At 65.6% G+C, this 19,076-nt stretch carries 17 protein-coding genes; 14 read left to right on the top strand and 3 right to left on the bottom strand.

Annotation, left to right across the window (positions count from 1 at the left end):
* Positions 1 to 46: 46 nt before the first annotated feature.
* From urtC to TMO_RS23175, 12 genes are all read left to right on the top strand, one after another.
* Positions 47 to 1,165, top strand: a complete 1,119-nt coding sequence (gene urtC, locus TMO_RS23120) for an urea ABC transporter permease subunit UrtC (RefSeq protein ID WP_041607533.1) — start codon at positions 47 to 49, stop codon at positions 1,163 to 1,165.
* Positions 1,166 to 1,179: 14 nt separating this feature from the next.
* Complete coding sequence (urtD, locus tag TMO_RS23125; RefSeq protein WP_014753235.1) at positions 1,180 to 1,962, top strand: urea ABC transporter ATP-binding protein UrtD; 783 nt, start codon at positions 1,180 to 1,182, stop codon at positions 1,960 to 1,962.
* A gap of 73 nt (positions 1,963 to 2,035) precedes the next feature.
* Complete coding sequence (gene urtE, locus TMO_RS23130; protein ID WP_014753236.1) at positions 2,036 to 2,725, top strand: urea ABC transporter ATP-binding subunit UrtE; 690 nt, start codon at positions 2,036 to 2,038, stop codon at positions 2,723 to 2,725.
* A gap of 278 nt (positions 2,726 to 3,003) precedes the next feature.
* A complete protein-coding gene (gene fmdA / locus TMO_RS23135) occupies positions 3,004 to 4,239 on the top strand; it encodes a formamidase (RefSeq protein ID WP_014753237.1) in 1,236 nt (411 codons plus the stop codon).
* Between the two features lie 68 nt (positions 4,240 to 4,307).
* Complete coding sequence (locus TMO_RS23140) at positions 4,308 to 4,637, top strand: FmdB family zinc ribbon protein (RefSeq protein WP_014753238.1); 330 nt, start codon at positions 4,308 to 4,310, stop codon at positions 4,635 to 4,637.
* An 84-nt stretch (positions 4,638 to 4,721) separates the two neighbouring features.
* On the top strand, positions 4,722 to 5,162 hold the full coding sequence (locus TMO_RS23145) for a hypothetical protein (protein ID WP_014753239.1): 441 nt from the start codon (positions 4,722 to 4,724) through the stop codon (positions 5,160 to 5,162).
* The gene (locus TMO_RS23150; protein ID WP_041607369.1) at positions 5,162 to 6,454 is read left to right on the top strand and encodes a ParA family protein; all 1,293 of its coding nucleotides are present in this window, start codon (positions 5,162 to 5,164) and stop codon (positions 6,452 to 6,454) included. The genes TMO_RS23145 and TMO_RS23150 overlap by 1 nt, the downstream gene beginning before the upstream one ends.
* Positions 6,455 to 6,458: 4 nt before the next feature.
* Positions 6,459 to 7,901 carry a hypothetical protein gene (locus tag TMO_RS23155; protein ID WP_014753241.1) on the top strand — a complete coding sequence of 481 codons (1,443 nt, stop codon included), beginning with the start codon at positions 6,459 to 6,461 and terminating at the stop codon, positions 7,899 to 7,901.
* A 118-nt stretch (positions 7,902 to 8,019) separates the two neighbouring features.
* Complete coding sequence (locus tag TMO_RS23160) at positions 8,020 to 9,243, top strand: nucleotidyltransferase family protein (RefSeq protein ID WP_014753242.1); 1,224 nt, start codon at positions 8,020 to 8,022, stop codon at positions 9,241 to 9,243.
* A complete protein-coding gene (locus TMO_RS23165) occupies positions 9,240 to 11,030 on the top strand; it encodes an ATP-binding cassette domain-containing protein (RefSeq protein WP_014753243.1) in 1,791 nt (596 codons plus the stop codon). The genes TMO_RS23160 and TMO_RS23165 overlap by 4 nt, the downstream gene beginning before the upstream one ends.
* A 78-nt stretch (positions 11,031 to 11,108) precedes the next feature.
* Positions 11,109 to 11,708, top strand: coding sequence for a MarR family winged helix-turn-helix transcriptional regulator (locus TMO_RS23170; RefSeq protein WP_014753244.1), 600 nt, complete (start codon positions 11,109 to 11,111; stop codon positions 11,706 to 11,708).
* Between the two features lie 49 nt (positions 11,709 to 11,757).
* Entirely contained in the window at positions 11,758 to 12,249 is a 492-nt protein-coding gene (locus TMO_RS23175) for a peroxiredoxin family protein (protein WP_014753245.1), read from the top strand.
* Positions 12,250 to 12,262: 13 nt separating this feature from the next.
* Here the strand turns inward: TMO_RS23175 and TMO_RS23180 are convergent, their stop codons facing one another.
* Together TMO_RS23180 and TMO_RS23185 are read right to left on the bottom strand one after the other, a co-directional pair.
* Positions 12,263 to 14,059, bottom strand: a complete 1,797-nt coding sequence (locus tag TMO_RS23180; RefSeq protein WP_014753246.1) for a patatin-like phospholipase family protein — start codon at positions 14,057 to 14,059, stop codon at positions 12,263 to 12,265.
* Positions 14,060 to 14,115: 56 nt separating this feature from the next.
* Positions 14,116 to 15,138: a LysR substrate-binding domain-containing protein gene (locus TMO_RS23185; RefSeq protein ID WP_041607370.1), complete on the bottom strand. Its 1,023-nt coding sequence runs from the start codon at positions 15,136 to 15,138 to the stop codon at positions 14,116 to 14,118.
* A 132-nt stretch (positions 15,139 to 15,270) separates the two neighbouring features.
* Between TMO_RS23185 and TMO_RS23190 the strand changes: the two genes are divergently transcribed.
* Positions 15,271 to 15,702, top strand: a complete 432-nt coding sequence (locus TMO_RS23190; RefSeq protein ID WP_145978388.1) for a VOC family protein — start codon at positions 15,271 to 15,273, stop codon at positions 15,700 to 15,702.
* A gap of 177 nt (positions 15,703 to 15,879) precedes the next feature.
* Positions 15,880 to 18,396 carry a calcium binding hemolysin protein gene (locus TMO_RS23195; protein ID WP_014753249.1) on the top strand — a complete coding sequence of 839 codons (2,517 nt, stop codon included), beginning with the start codon at positions 15,880 to 15,882 and terminating at the stop codon, positions 18,394 to 18,396.
* On the opposite strand, the gene TMO_RS23200 is transcribed toward TMO_RS23195, so the two are convergent.
* Entirely contained in the window at positions 18,386 to 19,072 is a 687-nt protein-coding gene (locus TMO_RS23200) for a phosphatase PAP2 family protein (protein ID WP_014753250.1), read from the bottom strand. The genes TMO_RS23195 and TMO_RS23200 overlap by 11 nt on opposite strands.
* Positions 19,073 to 19,076 lie beyond the last annotated feature (4 nt).

Genomic DNA, 19,076 nt, shown 5'->3' on the forward strand with positions numbered 1-19,076 from the left:
GACCGCCTCCCCCGCCGCCATCCCCACCCCCTCGCGCCTGGCGCTCATGCTCGGCACGAAGCGGGACATGATCGGGATCCTGCTCTTCGCCGTGCTCATCCTGGTCGTGCTGCCGCTCGGCCTCGACCTCTTCCGGCTCAACAACATCGGCAAATACCTCACCTACGCCTTCGTGGCGGTGGGCCTGGTGCTGTGCTGGGGGCTGGGCGGGGTGCTGTCGCTGGGCCAGGGGGTGTTCTTCGGCCTCGGCGGCTATGCCATGGCCATGTTCCTGAAGCTCGAAGCCTCGTCGCCCGAAGCCACCGCCATCCAGTCCACCCCCGGCATCCCGGATTTCATGGACTGGAACCAGCTGACGACCCTGCCCTGGTTCTGGGAGCCCTTCCACAACCTGGCATTCACCATCCTCGCGGTCGTGGCCGTGCCGACCATCTTCGCCTTCTTCCTGGGGGCCATGCTGTTCCGGCGGCGGGTGGGCGGGGTCTATTTCGCGATCATCACCCAGGCGGTCGCCTCTATCCTCACCATCCTGATCATCGGCCAGCAGGGGCTGACCGGCGGCATCAACGGCATCACCGACCTGCGCACCCTGCTCGGCTGGGACATCCGCACCGATGCCGCGAAGTACATCCTCTATTACGTCAATGGCGGGCTGCTGATCCTGGTCATCCTGGCGGCGCAGTTCATCAAGAACGGCAAGATCGGCCGCATCCTGGTGGCGCTGCGCGACAAGGAAGACCGGGTCCGCTTCACCGGCTACGACGTCGCCGCCTACAAGACCTTCGTCTTCTGCATCGCCGCCGCCTTCTCGGGCATCGGCGGGGCCATGTTCACCCTGCAGGTCGGCTTCATGTCGCCCAGTTTCGTGGGCATCGTGCCGTCGATCGAAATGGTGGTGTTCTGTGCGCTCGGCGGCCGGCTGTCGCTGCTGGGGGCCGCCTATGGCGCGCTGATCGTCAACTACGCCAAGACCAGCTTCTCGGAAAGCTTCCCAGAACTCTGGCTCTTCGCCATGGGCGCCCTGTTCATCGGCGTGGTCGTGGCCTTCCCCACGGGGCTGGCCGGCCTCTGGCAGCAATATGTTCAGCCGCTGATCGACCGCGCGCTCACCCGCCGCAGCCCCACCGCCCCCGCGGGCCCCGCCGCACCGGCGCCGGGCGAGTGAAGGAGACCCGATCGATGAATGCAGCCGCAGCCACCACGATCGTCGGCGTCTCCGCCACCAACAACGACTTCCTGCTCGCGGTCGAAGGTCTCACCGTCTCCTTCGACGGGTTCAAGGCGGTCGATGACCTCTCTTTCTATGTCGACCGCGACGAGATCCGCGTGATCATCGGCCCCAACGGTGCCGGCAAGACCACGGTGCTCGACCTGATCTGCGGCAAGACCCGGGCGACCGCCGGCTCGATCCGGTTCGAGGGTCGGGAACTGACGAAGATGTCCGAGCACGAAATCGTCCGGGCCGGCGTCGGCCGCAAGTTCCAGACCCCGTCGATCTACGAGGATCTGACCGTCTTCGAGAACCTGGAACTCTCCATCCCCGGCACCCGCCATGTCTTCAAGGCGCTGGGCTTCCGGCGCGACCGGGCGGTGGTGGAGCGGGTGACCCGGATCGCGGAAGAGATCTTTCTGGCCGATCAGCTCACCCGCCGCGGCGACGAGCTGGCCCATGGCCAGAAACAGTGGCTGGAGATCGGCATGCTGCTGATCCAGGACCCGGCCCTGCTGATGCTGGACGAGCCGGTGGCGGGGATGAGCGTCGCCGAACGCACCAAGACCGCCGATCTGCTCAACCGCATTACCCGCGGCCGGTCGGTGATCGTCATCGAGCACGACATGAACTTCGTCAAGGACATCGCCCACAAGGTGACCGTGCTCCATCAGGGGCGGATCCTGTCGGAGGGCGACATCGACAAGGTGCAGTCCGACCCGAAGGTCATCGAGGTCTATCTCGGGCATTGATCGCGCGTCACGCGATCCGGATCGCTCGTACTATAACCGCACATGTGCATGAATTGCCCGAGGGAGATCCGCCATGTTGACCGTCGATGACCTCACCGTCGCCTATGGCCAGTCGGAAGTACTCCACGGCCTGAGTCTTAGCGCCGCAAAGGCCGAGATCGTCGCCGTGATGGGCCGCAACGGCATGGGCAAGACCACGCTGATGAAATCCCTGATCGGCATCCTGCCGGCACGCGGCGGCCGGATCCGGCTGGGAGAGGCCGAGCTGGTCGGCACCGAGCCCCATCAGCGGGTGCGCGAAGGCCTGGCCTTCGTGCCTCAGGGCCGGATGATTTTTCCGACCCTGACGGTGGAAGAAAACATCCGCACCGGCCTGGTCGCCCGCGGGCGGCGCCACATTCCCGATGATATCTACAGCCTGTTCCCGGTGCTGCACGAGATGCGCCGCCGCCGCGGCGGCAATCTCTCGGGCGGCCAGCAGCAGCAGCTCGCCATCGCCCGCGCGCTGGTCGCCGAACCCCGGGTGCTGCTGCTCGACGAGCCGACCGAAGGCATCCAGCCCTCGATCATCAAGGACATGGCGCGGTCGCTGCGCGAGATCCGCGACATGATGAACCTCACCATCCTGGTCTCGGAACAGGTGTTGAGCTTCGCGCTCGACGTCGCCGACCGCTTCCTGGTGATCGAAAACGGCCGCCTGGTCCACGAGGACCGCCGCGCCGACGTCAACGAGGCCCGCATTTCAGCCTATCTCTCGGTTTGAGTGTGTCCCTCGCCGGGCGGCCACTGCCGTGGCCTTGGCCGCCGCCTCAATGGCGGGACTCTGTTAGCCCCTCTGCCCAAGCGGGCGCATCCGCGCCCTTGGCCGCCGCCTCAATGGCGGGAGTCTGTTAGTCCCTCGCCGGGCGGGCGCATCCGCGCCCTTGGCCGCCGCCTCAATGGCGGCTTCGGTGGCCGGAACCGGCCACCGCCCCGTCAAGCCCCGACCACCCGTCTTCCCGCTTTTTTCGTCCCGCAATCCGATCAGAAACGGAGCGCCGCATGACTGAAACGCTCGTCAAGGTGGACCTTTCGTCTTCGGCCTATGAGAACGAGAACGTCCACAACCGCTGGCACCCGGATATTCCGATGATCGCCTGGGTGAAGCCCGGCGAGGACTTCATCCTGGAGTGCTATGACTGGACCGGCGGCCAGATCAAAAATGACGACGACGCGGCCGATATCCGCGACGTCGACCTCAGCCAGGTCCATTTCCTGTCGGGGCCGGTGGGTGTGAAGGGGGCCGAGCCTGGCGACCTGCTGGTGGTCGAAATCCTCGACATCGGCACGCTCGACGGCGCACGCTGGGGCTTCAACGGCGTCTTCGCCAAGGAGAATGGCGGTGGCTTTCTCACCGAGCACTTCCCCGATGCCCGCAAGTCGATCTGGGATTTCGAAGGGTTGTTCGCGAAGTCGCGCCACATTCCGGGCGTGCGCTTCGCCGGGCTGATCCATCCGGGTCTGATCGGCTGCCTGCCCTCACAGGATCTGCTCGACACCTGGAACACCCGCGAAAAGGCCCTGTTCGACACCGATCCAGGCCGCGTGCCCGGTCTCGCCAACCTGCCCTATGCGCCCACTGCCCATATGGGCCGGCTGAAGGGCTCGGCGGCTGAAACCGCGGCCGCGACCGGTGCCCGCACCGTGCCGCCGCGCGAACATGGCGGCAATTGCGACATCAAGGATCTGTCGCGCGGCTGCAAGATCTATTTCCCGGTCTATGTCGACGGCGCCGGCCTGTCGATGGGCGATCTGCATTTCAGCCAGGGCGACGGCGAGATCACCTTCTGCGGCGCGATCGAGATGCCGGGCTGGGCGCATCTGAAGGTCGATCTGATCAAGGGCGGCTGTGCGAAATACGGGATCAGGAACCCGATCTTCAAGCCGAGCCCGATCAAGCCGACCTATAACGATTATCTGATCTTCGAAGGCATCTCGGTCGACGAGGCTGGCAAACAGCATTATCTCGACGTCCACATCGCCTATCGCCAGGCCTGCCTGAACGCGATCGAATACCTGACCAAATTCGGCTATTCGCGCGGCCAGGCCTATTCGATCCTGGGCACCGCCCCGGTCGAAGGCAAGATTTCGGGCGTGGTCGACGTGCCCAATGCCTGCGCCACCCTGTTCCTGCCGACCGAAATCTTCGATTTCGACATCTCGCCCACGGCATCCGGGCCCTTCAAGGGCGTGGAGGGCGCCGAACTGCCGATCGCCTTCTGGAAGGACAAGGCCTGATCCCACCCGGCACCGGCCGGCCTGTCGCCGGCCGGTGCCCCACGCCCCGAACGACCGGAGACGCCTCCATGCCGCTCTATGATTACGCCTGCCCGGCCTGCGCCACCGAATTCGACGCCTTCCGGCCGATGTCCGATGCCGCACGCCCCAGCCCCTGCCCCGCCTGCGGCACCGCCGCGCCGCGCCGCATCTCGGCCCCGCGCCTCGCCGGTCTGTCGAAAGCGGCACTCGCCGCCCACGCGACCAATGAACGCGCCTCGCACGAACCCCGCCGCAGCTCCCATGTCTGCGGCCCCGGCTGCAGCCATGGCGGCGGCTCGAAGGGCTTCTCCGCCGTGGCAGAGAAGCCGGCCATGAAGACCTTTCCGGCGAAGCGGCCGTGGATGTTCAGCCATTGATCGGGCATCGCAGGGCATTGGTGACGGACCACAGGCCATGGTAGATAAGGGGCAGGATCAGAACGCGCCGGGATATCGCCCCTCATGGTCAATCAGTCCACCGCCATCATGACGATTGATTTCGGCAATGCCCATGATCGCCACTGGAACGATGCGGAAACATTGCGGGAAAATGGCCGCCTCGCGAATGCCGATCATTTGTACGGCTTCAGCGCCGAATGCGGCCTGAAGGCATTGATGCAGAGTTTCGGCATGTCCGTGCATGACGGTGAACCAGCCGACCGCGGAGACTGGAAACATGTCGATCAGCTGGCCGAACGATACGAAACCTATCGGTCGGGCAGTACTTGCCCTAATGCAGCCAGCTATATACTGGTCAATGACAACGCGTTCAACGACTGGCGAGCATCACAGCGATATGCTGTGGAATCGGCCTTCACCCAAGACCGCGTGGATGCGCATGCCGCAGGCGCCCGCGAGGTTCGCGACCTCGTCAAGACCGCAAGGCGAGAGGGGTTGCTTTGATGATCACGTTCGACGACATCGAGCCACAACTTATCTCTCTGCTACGAGCACACCGCGAGGTCCTGGCGCCCCTTGGTTCGTTACTGATCAACCGAGATCTGAACGGGCGCGTGCGAATCATCGCTCAGGAAGACTGTCTCGCGGATGATACCCGGCGAGCGCTTCTGGACGCACTCGCCGCCGATATGCGGAAACGACTGGGCACACATGTCGCCCATGAAGGCTCGCTCATTCTGTATGAGCCGGATCTCGCCGCCGTTGCGGCCTCGGGGCTCTCTCGCCCGCTTGCCGAGGATCTGCCCGAATACCGAATCGTCGACCGGTTGGCGACCGGAACCCGCTGGGCCACTGTCGAAGAGCCTTCCAGCGGTGCCGCGCGTCGGATCGTGTTCTTTTCGATCAAGGGCGGCGTCGGCCGTTCTACGGCTCTTGCCGCCTGCGCCCGGCATCTCTCCCAGCGCGGCCGCAAGGTGATGGTCGTCGATCTCGACCTCGAAAGTCCGGGTTTGTCCTCCTCCCTTCTGCCGGATGATCGGTGCCCCCGCTACGGCGTAACCGACTGGATGGTGGAGGATCTTGTCGGCAATGCCGACGAGATGATCGAACACATGGCCGCCGTGAGCGACCTGTCGGAGCTGGGCGATATCCGCGTGGTACCCGCTCATGGTGCCGAACCGGGAGATTACCTGCTGAAACTCGGGCGGGTCTGGATGCCCAGGGTCACGGCCGACCGCGCCACGGAACCCTGGCCCCGCCGGCTCAACCGCCTGATCAACGCCCTGGAGGCGCACTACACGCCCGATGTCGTTCTGATCGACAGCCGCTCCGGCATCGACGAGACCGCCTCTGCCGTCGTCACGGATCTTGGGGCGCATCTTGTCTGCCTGTTCGCCATCCACGGCGCACAGACCTGGACCGGGTACCGGATCCTGTTCGAGCACTGGAAGCGCGCAGGCGTGGTTAAGGATATCCGGGACCGCCTGCAGATCGTGGCCGGCCTGGTGCCCGAGATCGGCAGTGTCGCCTATGTGGATGCGCTTCGGCAGGCGTCATGGGATCTGTTCGGTGAGTGCCTTTACGATGAAGTCGAGGCTGGCGCGACAGCCGAATTCAGCTTCGATCTCGCCGAGCCGGATGCCCCGCATCAGCCATGGGCCATCCATTGGAACCGGGGTTTTGCCGCCCTTGAGCGACTGCACGGCAACGAGGTCGTGGTAGACGATGAACGGGTCCGTGCGGTATTCGGGGAGGTGTTCGACGGTCTGGACAAACTGACGCCCGCAGAGGACTGATCACATGACACCTGCAATGCTTCGGCGCGCATTGATCGATGGGTTGCCGGAGGTCCAGGCGCAGGACGGAACCGCGCCGGCGGCAGCACAAGTCTACGTACCGAATGCTCATGCGCGGGCACTCGCCCTGGATTGCAGCCTGGTGATCGGCGCCCGCGGTGTCGGCAAGACCTTCTGGTGGGAGGCTCTGCGTGACAACAGGGTGAAATCACGCCTCGCCGGCACGATCAAATCAATCGACAACGTCACCATCGGCACTGGCTTCGGCATTGGCGTCAGCATAGACGACGCCCCGGATCGCCAGACCTTCGCCCGGCTGATTGCGCCGGAGAGCGGCTTCAAGGCCTATGATGTCTGGCGTACCATCTGTGTCCGCTGGATCCGCCACCTTCTTGAGATTCCATCGCAATCCCAACCATGGAACCAGTCGGTCAGCGAGGTCGCCTCCGATCCCGAGATGTATGCTCGCCTGCTTGAACAGGCAAACAACCGTCTTCGCCAGCAGGCACGCCACGGGCTTCTGATATTCGATGCACTTGATCGCACGAGCAACGACTGGCGGACAACTGATACGATCGTGCGTGATCTTCTCCGGTTTGCCCTTGATCTTCAGTCTTATCAGCATCTCCATGCAAAGGTTTTTCTCAGACAGGACCAGTTCGAGGGACGTTCCATCAAGGACTTCACCGACGCGTCCAAACTTCTGGCCACACGGGTGGAACTCACCTGGGGTAGCCTGGATCTCAACGGCCTTCTCTGGCAGTACCTCCTGAACACCCCGGCCAACATCTCCGGGCCGATCGTGGATCTGCTGGCGAAGCTGGGGTGCCCGGTGGACGCGGATGCGGACGTGCGTGAAGTCCCGCCACGTCTCAGGCGTGAGGAGGCTCCTCAAAAGGCGGCATTCGCGCACCTCGCCGGCCAGTATATGGGCCGCGACCGGCGACGCGGCATTCCCTATACCTGGATTGTCAGTCATCTGTCAGACAGCCAGGGGCGCGCGTCGCCGCGATCCTTCCTTGCCGCTTTGCGTCACGCAGCTGTCAACACCAGCGAAAATCATCCTGAACATACCACTGCACTACACTATGATGCGATCAAGGAGGGGGTGCGCGCCGCCTCCGGAATCCGCGTGGATGAAATGGCGGAGGACTATCCCTGGATCCGGCATCTGATGCAGCCTTTGCGTGGGATGAGCGTGCCCTGCAGCTTCGACAACGTCGCAATGGCCTGGAGCACCGCGAAGGTACTTGACCAGCTCGGCACACCGGATGATCGTCTTCCACCGGAGCATCTGGACCAGGGCCCCGAAGGTGTTCGGGAGGACCTGGAAAAGCTCGGCCTCCTTCAACGCATGCGTGACGGCCGCGTCAACATGCCCGACCTCTACCGCGTCGGTTTCGGCCTTGGGCGGCGCGGCGGCGTGAAACCGGCGGCGCGCGAGTGACCGCCATTGCCATAACGGTAACCGCCCGGATCTCCACCTCCCCCCTTGCCCCTGCCGCCCGCTTCGGCGAAAGTTGCGCCGCAACAGGCCATGGCGGCCGGTCGACGGGGACAGGTGGATGACGGAAAGCGGGATCGATCCCGGATTGGCGGCCCTGGCCGTGGCGGTCGCGCAGGGCGTCGGCGGCCCGGTGGCGGCAGCGGCGCAGCCGATGGACCTGGGACCCGACGGCCCGCTTGGCAACTGGACCGAGACGGCGCGCCTGATTACACGCCATCGTGTCCAGGGGCTGGCCTCGCCCACCCTGCTGAAGGTGTCGGGCGGTGCGATGCCTGTTGACCTCAAGACCAGCCTGATCCGCGCGACCATGCTGGCCGTCCAGGCCCAGCGCAAACAGATGGATCTGATGTTGCGCGTGTTGACCGCACTGCAACATCACGGCATCCGGGCGATGGCACTGAAAGGGGCCATGCTCGGGCATCGCTTCATGACGCGCCCCGAACTCAGGCTGTCCAACGATCTCGACATCCTCGTCGATCCGGCGCGCATCGATGATGCCGAGGCCGTCATCGCGAGCTTCGGCTATGCCCGGCACCTTCCACCGCAGGACTGGCGACCGGCCTGGGTGGCGCATTACCGCAAATGGCGCAAGGACGCCGCCTTTCTGGCCACGGAAGGTGGCCCGATGATCGAGTGCCATTGGCGGATCTTCGACAACCGCAAGCTGCTGCCCTTCGATTTCGACAGGCTGTGGCAGGGTCGCCACGTCGAAACGGTGAACGGCGTCGACGTTCCCGTGATCGGCAACCTGCAACAGCTCGTCTATCTGGCGGTGCACGGCGCCTACCACGCCTGGTTCCGGCTGAAATGGGTGGCTGACTTCGCCGCGGTTTTTTGCGCCACGTCGCCCGAAGACCGCAGGGCCGCGGCAGCGCTTGCCCGGGAACAGGGTGTCGGCCCGGTCTTCGACCATGCGCTGTCGCTCGCCCATCGTCTCTTCGCCATACCGCTGACGGCCGAAGAGGCGGACCGTGTCGCCCGTGCCCCCCGGCGCGAAGCGCTCGACGGCTTCGCGCTGGAGGCGCTGCACCATCACGATGCCTCGGCGGTGGGCCTCGCCGTGGACCGGCGCTTCGCGCTCCGTATGGTTCTGCACAGCTATCGGCTGCGGCGCGAACCGGGATTTCTGGCGGCCCAGATCATCATGGATCTCAACTTCCCCGGCGGCCTCGAAAGCGCCGGCCTCGGCGATCGCTGGCTCTGGCTCTACCCGGCGGTTCGCGGCTGGCGATCGGCCCGCCACCATATCGCCCACCGCCTGGGACGGCAGGCCCGGGCATGACCATGACCTCAGGCGCGGCGTTCCGCGATCTCATCCGCCGCATGGTGCGGGCCGGCGGGCGCCGGCGCGTCGCGAAGCTCGCCGGCCTTCAGCTGGGTGCGGCGGTGTCCGAAAGCCTGGGTCTCGCCATGCTGCTGCCGCTGCTGCGCATGATCCAGTTGCCGGGCGGCGATGCACCAGCGGAGCTGGGCGAAAGTGCCGGCACCGGCATCGGACCGCTGGACCAGCTGATCGGGGCGCTGGACCCGGCCGCGGGGCTGATCGCCGTGCTGCTGATCTTCGTCATCCTGACCGTGATCCGCGGCCTGCTGCTCTATGGTCGCGAAGTTCACAGCTTTCATCTGACGGTGGATCTGGCAGCCCAATTGCGGGCTGACCTGTTCGGCGCTGCCGCCCGTGCACCCTGGCGGGTTCTCGCCTCGGAACCCCGGGGTCATCTGCTTGGCCTGCTGACCACCGAGGTCGACCGGATCGTGACCGGCACGGTCATGCTCCTCAGGCTTCCGGCCCTCGGCGTGATGGCCGTGGCGCAGATCACCGTCGCCGCGCTGATCAGCCCGACCCTTACCCTGGCGGCACTGGCGATCGGCGGCCTGAGCGGGGTTGCCGTCCGCCGCCGCTCCAGATCGAGCTTCGCGCAAGGCACGCGGCAGACCGGCCTGCACGCAGCCGCCTCCCGCGAGGTCCGCGACTTCCTCGACGGGCTGAAGCCCGCCAAGGGCCAGGGCGTGGAAGCACGGCACGCCGCGGTCTCAGCGACCGCCCTGCGCGAGACCGGGCTCGGCATGCTGTCCTTCATCCGGGCCAGCGCCAATGCCCGGCTGATGATGCAGGTGGTGGGCGTCATCGCCCTGTCGGGCCTGGTGGTGGTAGGCGCGCTGATCCTGAAGGTGCCCGGCCCCGAGCTGATCCTGCTTGCGGTGATCTGCGGCCGCCTGCTCCCCATGGCGCAAGAATTCCAGCAATCGGCCCAGAGGGTCGCGCATATGCTGCCGGCGCTGGTGGCGGTGAACGCCGCCGCCGCCCGCCTGGCGCGCCAGGCGGGACCGGCGGTCGTCCGTCCCGCCCTGCCCGCCGCCGATCACCCCCCCGAAATCCGGCTGGAGGGCGTGAGGCTCAGCCATCCCGGCGATCCCTCGGCGCCCGAGACGAGCGGCAGCCAGACGGTGCTCGACGGCGTCGATGCGAGCTTCCGGGCCGGCAGCGTCACCGCGATCATCGGTCCGTCGGGTGCCGGAAAGACCACGCTGATCGACCTGCTGCTCGGCCTTCTGCCACCGGATGACGGCACCGTCACCTTCGACGGCCGGCCGCTGGACGAAGCCCTTGCCGCGGCCTGGCGGCCACGTGCCGGCTGGGTGCCGCAGGAGACCTTCCTGACCGATGCCAGCCTGCGCCAGAATCTGCTCTGGTCCGCCGATCCCGAGCGCCATGCGACCGACGATGCGGCGCTGATGATGGCGATAGACGCAGCCGGGCTGGCACCGGTGGTCGCCGGGCTGCCGGACGGGCTGGATACGCCGCTCGGCGATCGCGGCAGCCGGCTTTCAGGCGGCGAGCGCCAGCGGGTGACCATCGCCCGTGCCCTGATCCGCCAGCCGCGGCTGCTGCTGCTCGACGAACCGTCAAGCGCGCTCGATGCCGAAACCGAGCAGCGTCTCTGCGCCACTCTGGCGCGACTGAAAGGGCGGACGACGGTGGTCGTGATCACTCATCGACCGGCCATCCTGGAAGTCGCCGATCAGGTGCTGCGCCTGGAGGACGGACGCTTCGTCACCGAAGCCTGATCGCGCGAGAGGCACTTCAGCGCCTCACCGGTGGGGCGAGTCCTTGACGGAATTTCATAGGCATCCTATTAATTTGCCATGACAGATTTCGATGACCTGACCGCCGCCCCTTCCGAGCAGATTGCCGACGCCCTGGAGCGTCTGGCGGCGGCCTGCCGTGCGGTTGCGCGGGATCGCGATGCCGCTGCGGGGCTGGCGCCGCTTCAGGCGCAGCTGCTGACATTGCTGGCACGACGCGGGCCGTCGAGGGTCGGCGCACTTGCCCATCTGGCCGGCCTCCGCCAGCCGACGGTAAGCGATGCGCTCCGCCCGCTGGAAGCACGCGGCCTGATCCTTCGCCAACCGCTGGCGGATGACGGGCGGGCAGTCGCAGTCTCGTTGACTGCAGCCGGTGCCACGCTTGCCGCCGTCATCACCCGTCCGCCCGCCGCCCTGGTCGACGCGGCAGCCACCCTGCCGTCAGACCGCGCGCCGGAACTGCTGGGCGACCTGATCACCATGATCCATGCGCTTCAACAGGCGGGCGTGATCGCACCACAACGGCTCTGCGTCACCTGCGCGCATTTTCGCCGCAATGCCGGGCCCGACACAGTCCGCCCCCATGTCTGTGCCCTGGTGGGCGCCCCCCTGGGCCTCCGCCATCTCAGGGTCGACTGTCCTGAACATCTCGCCGCCTGACGCGCCTCTCTGCCCCAAGCGCCCCTCCCCCTCCAGATGGACCCCCGACATGCAGCGCGATACCCCTGCCGGCCGCCTGCCGGCGCATCCTTCCGAACCGGAAATCTCTTTGTGGTTGAATACGCCTGCGCCGATCCGGTTGCCGGATCTGGAAGGCCGGCTCGTGATGATTCTGGCCTTCCAGATGTTCTGCACCGGCTGCGCCCGCGAGGCCGTGCCGCAGATGATGCGTGTCCGCCAGACCTTTCCCGAAGACCGGGTAGCGGTGATCGGCCTGCATACGGTGTTCGAACACCATGCCGCCAACACGGTCGAGGCGCTCACCGCCTTCCTGCATGAAAACCGCGTCACCGTGCCGGTGGGCATTGATGCGCCGGGGCCCCGCGGCCCGCTGCCGCTGACGATGGCGGCCTGGAACCTGCAGGGCACGCCCAGCCTTATCCTGCTCGACCGTGCCGGCCGGGTGCGGCGCAAGACCTTCGGTCATGTCGACGACCTGCGTCTTGGGGCCGAAATCGCCTGGCTGCTGGCGGAAGACTGATCGCTGCCTCCCGTCAGAACTCCGGCGTGATGCGGAGCTTCGTCTCCGGCTTGGGAACCAGCCCCTTATGGTCGCGCAAGGGCGTCGGCCAGTCGTCACGCACCAGGCGCATCAGCCGATCCATCCGCCGGAAAACCTCCTGCCGGTCGGCCGGATCTGACTGGAAATAACTGGCCGGATGCTCGAGGGTGCGGGCGATGAAGGCGGCATAGCTATCGGGATCCTCCGCATCGCCCCAGACCGGTGCGGCACCCTGAAGTGCCGCCTCGAAGGCCGCATAGAGGCTGAGGAACCGACGCCAGCGATGGTCGTCGAAATCGAAATTCGCGGCGTCGGGCCCGTCCGCGGGCGCGGTTCCGGTCATCAGCAGGCCGGCGCGCTGCCCAAGATCCGTCAGGGTCCGGATGGTTTCGGGCGGCATCGCCAGGTTCAGCCCGCCCTCGTCGGGCTTCAGATAGATATGGGCCACCCGCTCGCGATAGCCGGGCAGCACGGTGCGCAGCTCGTCCTGCCATTCGCTGGCGGCATTGAACAGCGACATCACGAAACCGCCCAGGCTGCCCACGGTCTGCAACGCGATCCACTGGCCCTGGATCGCCGGCATCGGCAGATGCACCCGCCGCTTGGGTCGGTCTTCCGAATACTGGTCCAGGCTGATGCCGAAGGTCGGGCGGGTGGGCAGCAGGGCATCGAAGAAATGGATCGGGAAATTGCTCGAAATCCCGCCATCGCTGAACAGCAGCCGGCGCATCACCGCCTTGCCGTCCGCCTGTTTCGTCGGCCAGTCGATCCGGTAGAGCGGGATGGCCGAGATCAGGAAGGGGAAGCTCAGGCTCATCCTGGCCGCCACCACCACCGGCAGATCGCCGGGGGCGGGAAAGGCGATCAGCCGCCGGCCGTCATATTCCGGCCAGATGAACCTGTCGCCGTCGCGGGCCTTCGCCTCGTCCAGCAGCCGGGTGCCGGCGGCGACCATCTGGTCGACCACGCGGGCGGGGAAGGCGCGACGCATCTCCGCCGGATCGAAGTAAAAATTGCGGTCGCCCAGATCGGGCAGCGTGCGCGGCCGCCGCTCTCCCAGGCTGGTGGTCACTGTCCGCAGATTGATCGCGGGATGCGCCGGCGTACCCTCGATGCCGCCGGGTCCGCCGGCCCAGAGATCCGAGAAGATCAGCGGCCGGCCGCCCTGCCCCTCCACATGCGCCGCGGCGTCGATCGTGTCGGTCAGCCAGTCCGAGAGCGGCGGAAAACCGGGCTTCGCCCCATCCGGCGCCGAGCCGGGGCAGAGGCCGTAATCCAGCGTCGGCAACAGGCGGTACAACCGCCAGATCGCGATCCCGGCGCTGGCGATCAGCGTCAGGAACAGGGCGAGCAAGCCGCCCGCCAGCCAGCCGGCCCAGCCATGGGCGAACCAGATCAGCAGCAGCCCCGGCAGCAGGGCGATCAGATTCCAGGGCAGACCCGCACGGATCAGCAGCGGCAGCGCGGCCATCGGGCGGCGCTGCAGCCCCGCAGTCAGGATCAGCTCGAACAGATCCCGCGCCCGTGGATCGGGCTGGAACAGATCCAGCAGCCGGGTCTGCAATGTGTCAGGGATGGCGCCCAGGGTCTCGAAGCCGCCGGATGCACGGCCGTATTCCGCCGCGGCCGTGATCGAGGCCGCGATCGCGCCGGCCGAGGTCCCGCCGACACTGCGAAAACGGTACATCGTCGCCAGTTGGAGGATCGCCTTGGGGTAAACGACGCCGGAGGTGATCCCCCCTTTCATGATCACGTCACAGGTCAGCTCTGGATCCGGGCGGGCTGTCATCGGCAGGGAGGCTCCGGTCATGACGCGTAATGCAACAGACTATCCCATAGATGGATTTATTCCGCCAGACTCTGGGAGGTTTCGGTTGCACGCTCTGCGGCCTCTTCGGTGATCCATTCCCTGAAGGCGCGAATACGCGGATGGGTGCTGAGGGCATCTGTGGTGATCAGCCAATAGGCCGCGCCAGTACGCAGGGCCGGCAAGACCGGCGCCACCCTCTTCAGCCGGCCGGCCACCAGATCGGGGCGGGCGAAGGCTTCGGGCACCAGGGCGATGCCCAGCCCCGCCACCGCCGCCGCCAGGATCATGAAGAAGTGCTCGAAGCGCGGCTCCGCCCGCCGGCCCGCCGCACCATCGGCCCCGGCCCCCTGCGGCGAGGGCCGGAAGCCCTGCGGCGGCAGGCCCGCAGCCCCGGCCCAGTCGGGCCAGAGATCGGCCCGGGTGGTGTGGCGGATGAGCGGCGGCCCCTCGCGGCCCAGCCGTGCCGGATCGTCGGGCAGGGCAAGGCCGGGGGCGGTGACCGGTATGACCCGTTCGTCGAACAGGCGCCGGGCGGCGAAGCCGCGCCAGCCGCCCCGCCCCCAGCTGATCACCGCATCCACCGCCTCTCCATCCCAGGTGACGGCATCCTTGCGGCCGTCGGCGAAATCGGCCCCGATGGTCGACAGATCGATCGCAACCGCCGGATGACGGGCGGCGAACCCCGCCAGCCGCGGCGCCAGCCATGCCGCGGCAAAGGTCGGCAGGGTGCCGAGCCTGAGCGTGCCCGCCACCTCGTCCGGCCCGGCCGCACCCAGCATTGCCACCGCCGCTTCCAGCCGGTCCGATGCCGCCCGGATCGCCGGCAGCAGGGCGGCACCCTGGGGGCTGAGCCGCAGCCGGCGGCCGTCGCGCAGGAAAATCGGCACGCCCAGCGCCGCCTCGACCGCCGCGATCCGCCGGCTCATCACGCTCTGGCCCAGGCCGAGTTCACGGCCGGCGGCGGTCAGGTTCATATGCCGGCAGGCCGCCTCGATCACGGCGAGTTCGGCGGCGAGCAGGCGGGCGGCGGCATCGGTGGCCAAGGGGGTGCCTTTCATGCACCAGAAGCATCAGCATATGATAACCGGCACCGTTTGATCCGCCAGCGCCATGAGAGATGATGGCAGCCGAGGACGACTGCACATCCGCGCAGAGAGACTCCGCGCCAAACAGACATGGGAACACGCGCCATGACCGCCATCCGCCCCTTCCACCTCGCCTTCCCGGTGCTCGACCTGGAAGAGACCCGCAGCTTCTATGTCGGTGTGCTCGGCTGCGGCACCGGCCGTGAGGACGTGCACTGGGTCGATTTCGATCTTTATGGTCATCAGGTGGTGGCCCATCTGGATCCGAATCTGGATCGCGCCATCGCCGCCCGCAATCCGGTCGATGGCGACGACGTGCCCGTGCCGCATTTCGGCGTGGTGCTGACCATGGATCAGTGGCGGGCCCTGGCGGCGCGCCTGGAGGCCAATGAGGGCACGCGCTGGGTGATCCGCCCGCGCATCCGGTTCGAGGGTCAGCCGGGGGAACAGGCCACTCTGTTCATCCTCGACCCCTCCGGCAATGCGCTGGAGTTCAAGGCCTTCAACGACGATGCGCAGCTGTTTGCGACGACCTGACAGCAGTTTACCGGGACCTGCAGCGCGGCCGACCGGTCATCCGGACGCCGGACGGCCACCTGCGGCGATCCCTTCAGCATGTGGTTTTGTTCTGCTGTACTGATATTATGAGTGCTATCCACCTGGGTATGCGATAAACTCAGACGATGGTAATTTTTCATTAGACACGAGTTAACAATGGCTGACACCCCCTACGCGACGTTGACTCCCCCCAGTGGCTGGAGTGTCTATAGCAACCAGGGCGCAGAAAGCGGCCTGAAAACGACCGTATCGCTCAGCTCTGGAGAGATTGTCGGCGGAGATCCGGCCTTCCTCGACAGCATCGCCGATGCATTTTATGAGGTCGCCCTCACTGCGGTCGAAGCATACATCACCCCCTCAAACATCGAGGATCCTCTGCAGAATTGGGGGGATTTTCTCACTTCTTTGAAGTCCAACACCGTTATCCGTGATGCATTGGACAGCATTGCCAATGTCACCGCAGTTCAGGCTGTCCAGGCGGTCGCCGGTAATACCGTGCAGACCTCGGGTTCCGCGCTTGGTGAGTTGCAGGACGAAACCCTGCAAGATGCAACCGATGCAATCTTCTCCGAACTGAACAGCGGGAATGTCGAGCCGGGCTCTCTTCTCGGTTGGTATCAGTATACGATCCACACCATCACTCAGCTTCTGACCTCGACCACTCTTCAATTCCAGAAGTCGGTCGTGGGCAACGCCGTCGAAATCTATCTGGGTCTCGACGGACAGATGGTGGCGGCATCGAATTCTTCGTCCATCACTTACAGCGGCAACAATTCCGTGGTCGTCCAGGGCGGCGCTGCAGACGATCTGCTGACCAGCGGCAGCCGCGACGATGTGCTGGTGGGCTGGGCCGGCAATGACATCATGATCGCCAGTGAGGGCAAGGACACCTATATTGGCGGCGATGGGACTGACACTGTCGATTACAGCGGTTTTCATGGTTTTGCGACCCCGCTGAAGGCAAGCCTGGCGACCGGCAAGGGCACCTCCGGCCCCGCCACGGGGCATAGCTATGTCGGCGTCGAAGTGCTGATTGGTACCGCTGGGGGGGATGACCTCACTGCCAACGGCGCAGGCACCACACTCTATGGCGGCGGGGGTAATGATGTTCTCAGAGACACGTCGACCACTGGCAGTGCCACCCTCAATGGCGGGGACGGCAACGATACCGCCAGCTATTTCGGGAGAACGCAGGGCATAACTGCCTCGCTGTCAGCGCCGGGGGACACGACGGGTTACCTGATCTCCATCGAGAACCTGTATGGCACTGACTATAATGACGTTCTCGTTGGAAACTCTGAAAACAACATTCTGACTGGTTTGGAAGGCAACGACACACTGGTCGGCCGTGGTGGTGCCGACACGCTGGATGGCAGGGGCGGCTCAGACACGGCTTCCTATCAGAGTGCTTCATCCAGCGTGACTGCTGATTTGAGGGCGGGCAACGGGACGCAGGGCGATGCTGCCGGCGACACGTTGATCAGCATTGAGAACCTCACGGGCAGCGCGTATGGCGACAAGCTTTACGGTGACTCTGCGGCCAACGTTCTGCGGGGCGGCAATGGAGACGATGCCCTGCGGGGACGCGGCGGTGCCGATACGCTTGACGGTGGTAACGGCTTCGACTTCGCGTCCTATTCCGATGCGACAGCTTCGGTGACGGTCGACCTTGCTTCAGGCAAAGGTCTTGCCGGCGAAGCTCTGGGCGATACGCTTGTTTCGATCGAAGGACTTGCCGGCAGCGGCTATGACGACCTGCTGCAGGGTGACGGCAACGACAACTACTTCTACGGCAACGGTGGAAATGACATTCTGCGCGGTCGGGGCGGTGCCGACACCTTCGACGGTGGGAGTGGTCTTGATTTCGCCACGTACAGCGACGCATCTGCGAGTGTCGTGGCTGATCTTGCAAGCGGCGGCATCTCGGGTGAAGCCGAAGGTGACGTTTACATCAGCATCGAGGGCCTGACAGGCACTTCCTATGCGGACACGCTGCATGGCGACGCAGGCAGCAACACGCTTGTGGGTCGTGACGGTGACGACATTCTCAACGGCCGTCGGGGGGCCGACCAGCTTATCGGCGGCGACGGTTTTGACTTCGCTACCTACAGCGAGGCCTCGGCAGCTGTTGCGGTGGATCTCGCCAGTCAGAGGGGGACCGCTGGTGAGGCCAAAGACGACATCCTCACTGAGATCGAAGGTCTGATTGGCAGCGCCTATGGAGATACGCTCTCCGGCAACAAGGAGGTGAACCACCTCCGCGGTGAGGCCGGTAATGACGTTCTCGACGGACGTGGTGGTGCCGATCTCCTTCAGGGCGGTGCAGGCGCGGATCAACTCACTGGCGGGACCGGTGCCGATAACTTCCTGTACCTGAACTTGTCGGATAGCGGCAAGACCAGCGGTACTTGGGATACCATCACCGACTTCAGCCAAACAGATGGCGACAAGATTGACGTCTCCGCTATAGACGCCTATGTGGGATCGCCCGGCAATCAGACCTTCACCTTTATTGGCAGTGCCGGTTACAGTGGCACACCAGGTGAACTGCGGGCGAATGTTTCGAACGGCTATACCTATATCGGTGTGGACGTCGACGGAGATCAGGCGTCTGACATGGTCATACGCCTGAATGGGATCCATACCCTTACTGCCGCAGACTTCATTCTTTGACATTGCCCTGCTGAAGAGAAACGGCCCGTGCGCAGGCGACCGCCCAGGCGGCGCCTGCGCACCAGCCGGCGATGACGTCGGTCGGCCAGTGGACGCCCAGATAGATCCGGCTGATCCCGACCAGAAAGGTGAGCCCGATCGCGACCGCCAGCACATAGCTCTTCAGCCGCCGCCGGTCCTCGAACCGTGCGAGCAGGGCGCCGAGCGTGAGGTAGGTGGTGGCCGACAGCATGGCATGGGCGGAGGGGAAGCTCGCCGTCTGCACCTCCACCAGATGGGCGACCAGATCCGGCCGCGGCCGCTCGAAGACCAGTTTCAGGCCGAAGCTCAACACCGTGCCGCCGATCACCGACAGCGCCACGGTCAGTGCGGCCGCACGGCTGCGGCGGATCAGCAGATAGCCGACCACGACCAGGGTCATCAGCCCCAGCACCGTGGTGCTGCCAAGCGCGGTCAGGTCGGCGAAGCCGGTTTCCAGCCAGTGGGGGCCCAGCGGATCGGCCGGGTCGGCGGGGTTGCGCAGGCTTTTGAGCACGGCGCGATCCAGCGCCTCGGTTTCCCCCTCCATCACCTCGTCGGCCAGCCAGACGAAGAACACGATCGCCGCCGTCACCAGGCCCAGAGGCCACCAGCGGTCGATCAGCTTCCGCCTGCCCTCGGCCGCACCTTCGGACATGTTT

This window comes from Tistrella mobilis KA081020-065, assembly GCF_000264455.2.
In the GTDB taxonomy this organism is placed as follows: domain Bacteria; phylum Pseudomonadota; class Alphaproteobacteria; order Tistrellales; family Tistrellaceae; genus Tistrella; species Tistrella mobilis.

Excerpts from the sequence above, each read along its gene's own strand:
- TMO_RS23175 (WP_014753245.1), top strand. The coding sequence starts at position 11,758 with ATGCAGCGCGATACCCCTGCCGGCCGCCTGCCGGCGCATCCTTCCGAA.
- TMO_RS23140 (WP_014753238.1), top strand. The coding sequence starts at position 4,308 with ATGCCGCTCTATGATTACGCCTGCCCGGCCTGCGCCACCGAATTCGAC.
- TMO_RS23190 (WP_145978388.1), top strand. The coding sequence starts at position 15,271 with ATGACCGCCATCCGCCCCTTCCACCTCGCCTTCCCGGTGCTCGACCTG.
- TMO_RS23145 (WP_014753239.1), top strand. The coding sequence starts at position 4,722 with ATGGTCAATCAGTCCACCGCCATCATGACGATTGATTTCGGCAATGCC.
- TMO_RS23195 (WP_014753249.1), top strand. The coding sequence starts at position 15,880 with ATGGCTGACACCCCCTACGCGACGTTGACTCCCCCCAGTGGCTGGAGT.
- TMO_RS23185 (WP_041607370.1), bottom strand. The coding sequence starts at position 15,138 with ATGAAAGGCACCCCCTTGGCCACCGATGCCGCCGCCCGCCTGCTCGCC.
- TMO_RS23180 (WP_014753246.1), bottom strand. The coding sequence starts at position 14,059 with ATGACAGCCCGCCCGGATCCAGAGCTGACCTGTGACGTGATCATGAAA.
- urtE (WP_014753236.1), top strand. The coding sequence starts at position 2,036 with ATGTTGACCGTCGATGACCTCACCGTCGCCTATGGCCAGTCGGAAGTA.
- TMO_RS23170 (WP_014753244.1), top strand. The coding sequence starts at position 11,109 with ATGACAGATTTCGATGACCTGACCGCCGCCCCTTCCGAGCAGATTGCC.
- TMO_RS23160 (WP_014753242.1), top strand. The coding sequence starts at position 8,020 with ATGACGGAAAGCGGGATCGATCCCGGATTGGCGGCCCTGGCCGTGGCG.
- TMO_RS23150 (WP_041607369.1), top strand. The coding sequence starts at position 5,162 with ATGATCACGTTCGACGACATCGAGCCACAACTTATCTCTCTGCTACGA.
- TMO_RS23155 (WP_014753241.1), top strand. The coding sequence starts at position 6,459 with ATGACACCTGCAATGCTTCGGCGCGCATTGATCGATGGGTTGCCGGAG.
- TMO_RS23165 (WP_014753243.1), top strand. The coding sequence starts at position 9,240 with ATGACCATGACCTCAGGCGCGGCGTTCCGCGATCTCATCCGCCGCATG.
- urtD (WP_014753235.1), top strand. The coding sequence starts at position 1,180 with ATGAATGCAGCCGCAGCCACCACGATCGTCGGCGTCTCCGCCACCAAC.
- urtC (WP_041607533.1), top strand. The coding sequence starts at position 47 with ATGCTCGGCACGAAGCGGGACATGATCGGGATCCTGCTCTTCGCCGTG.
- fmdA (WP_014753237.1), top strand. The coding sequence starts at position 3,004 with ATGACTGAAACGCTCGTCAAGGTGGACCTTTCGTCTTCGGCCTATGAG.
- TMO_RS23200 (WP_014753250.1), bottom strand. The coding sequence starts at position 19,072 with ATGTCCGAAGGTGCGGCCGAGGGCAGGCGGAAGCTGATCGACCGCTGG.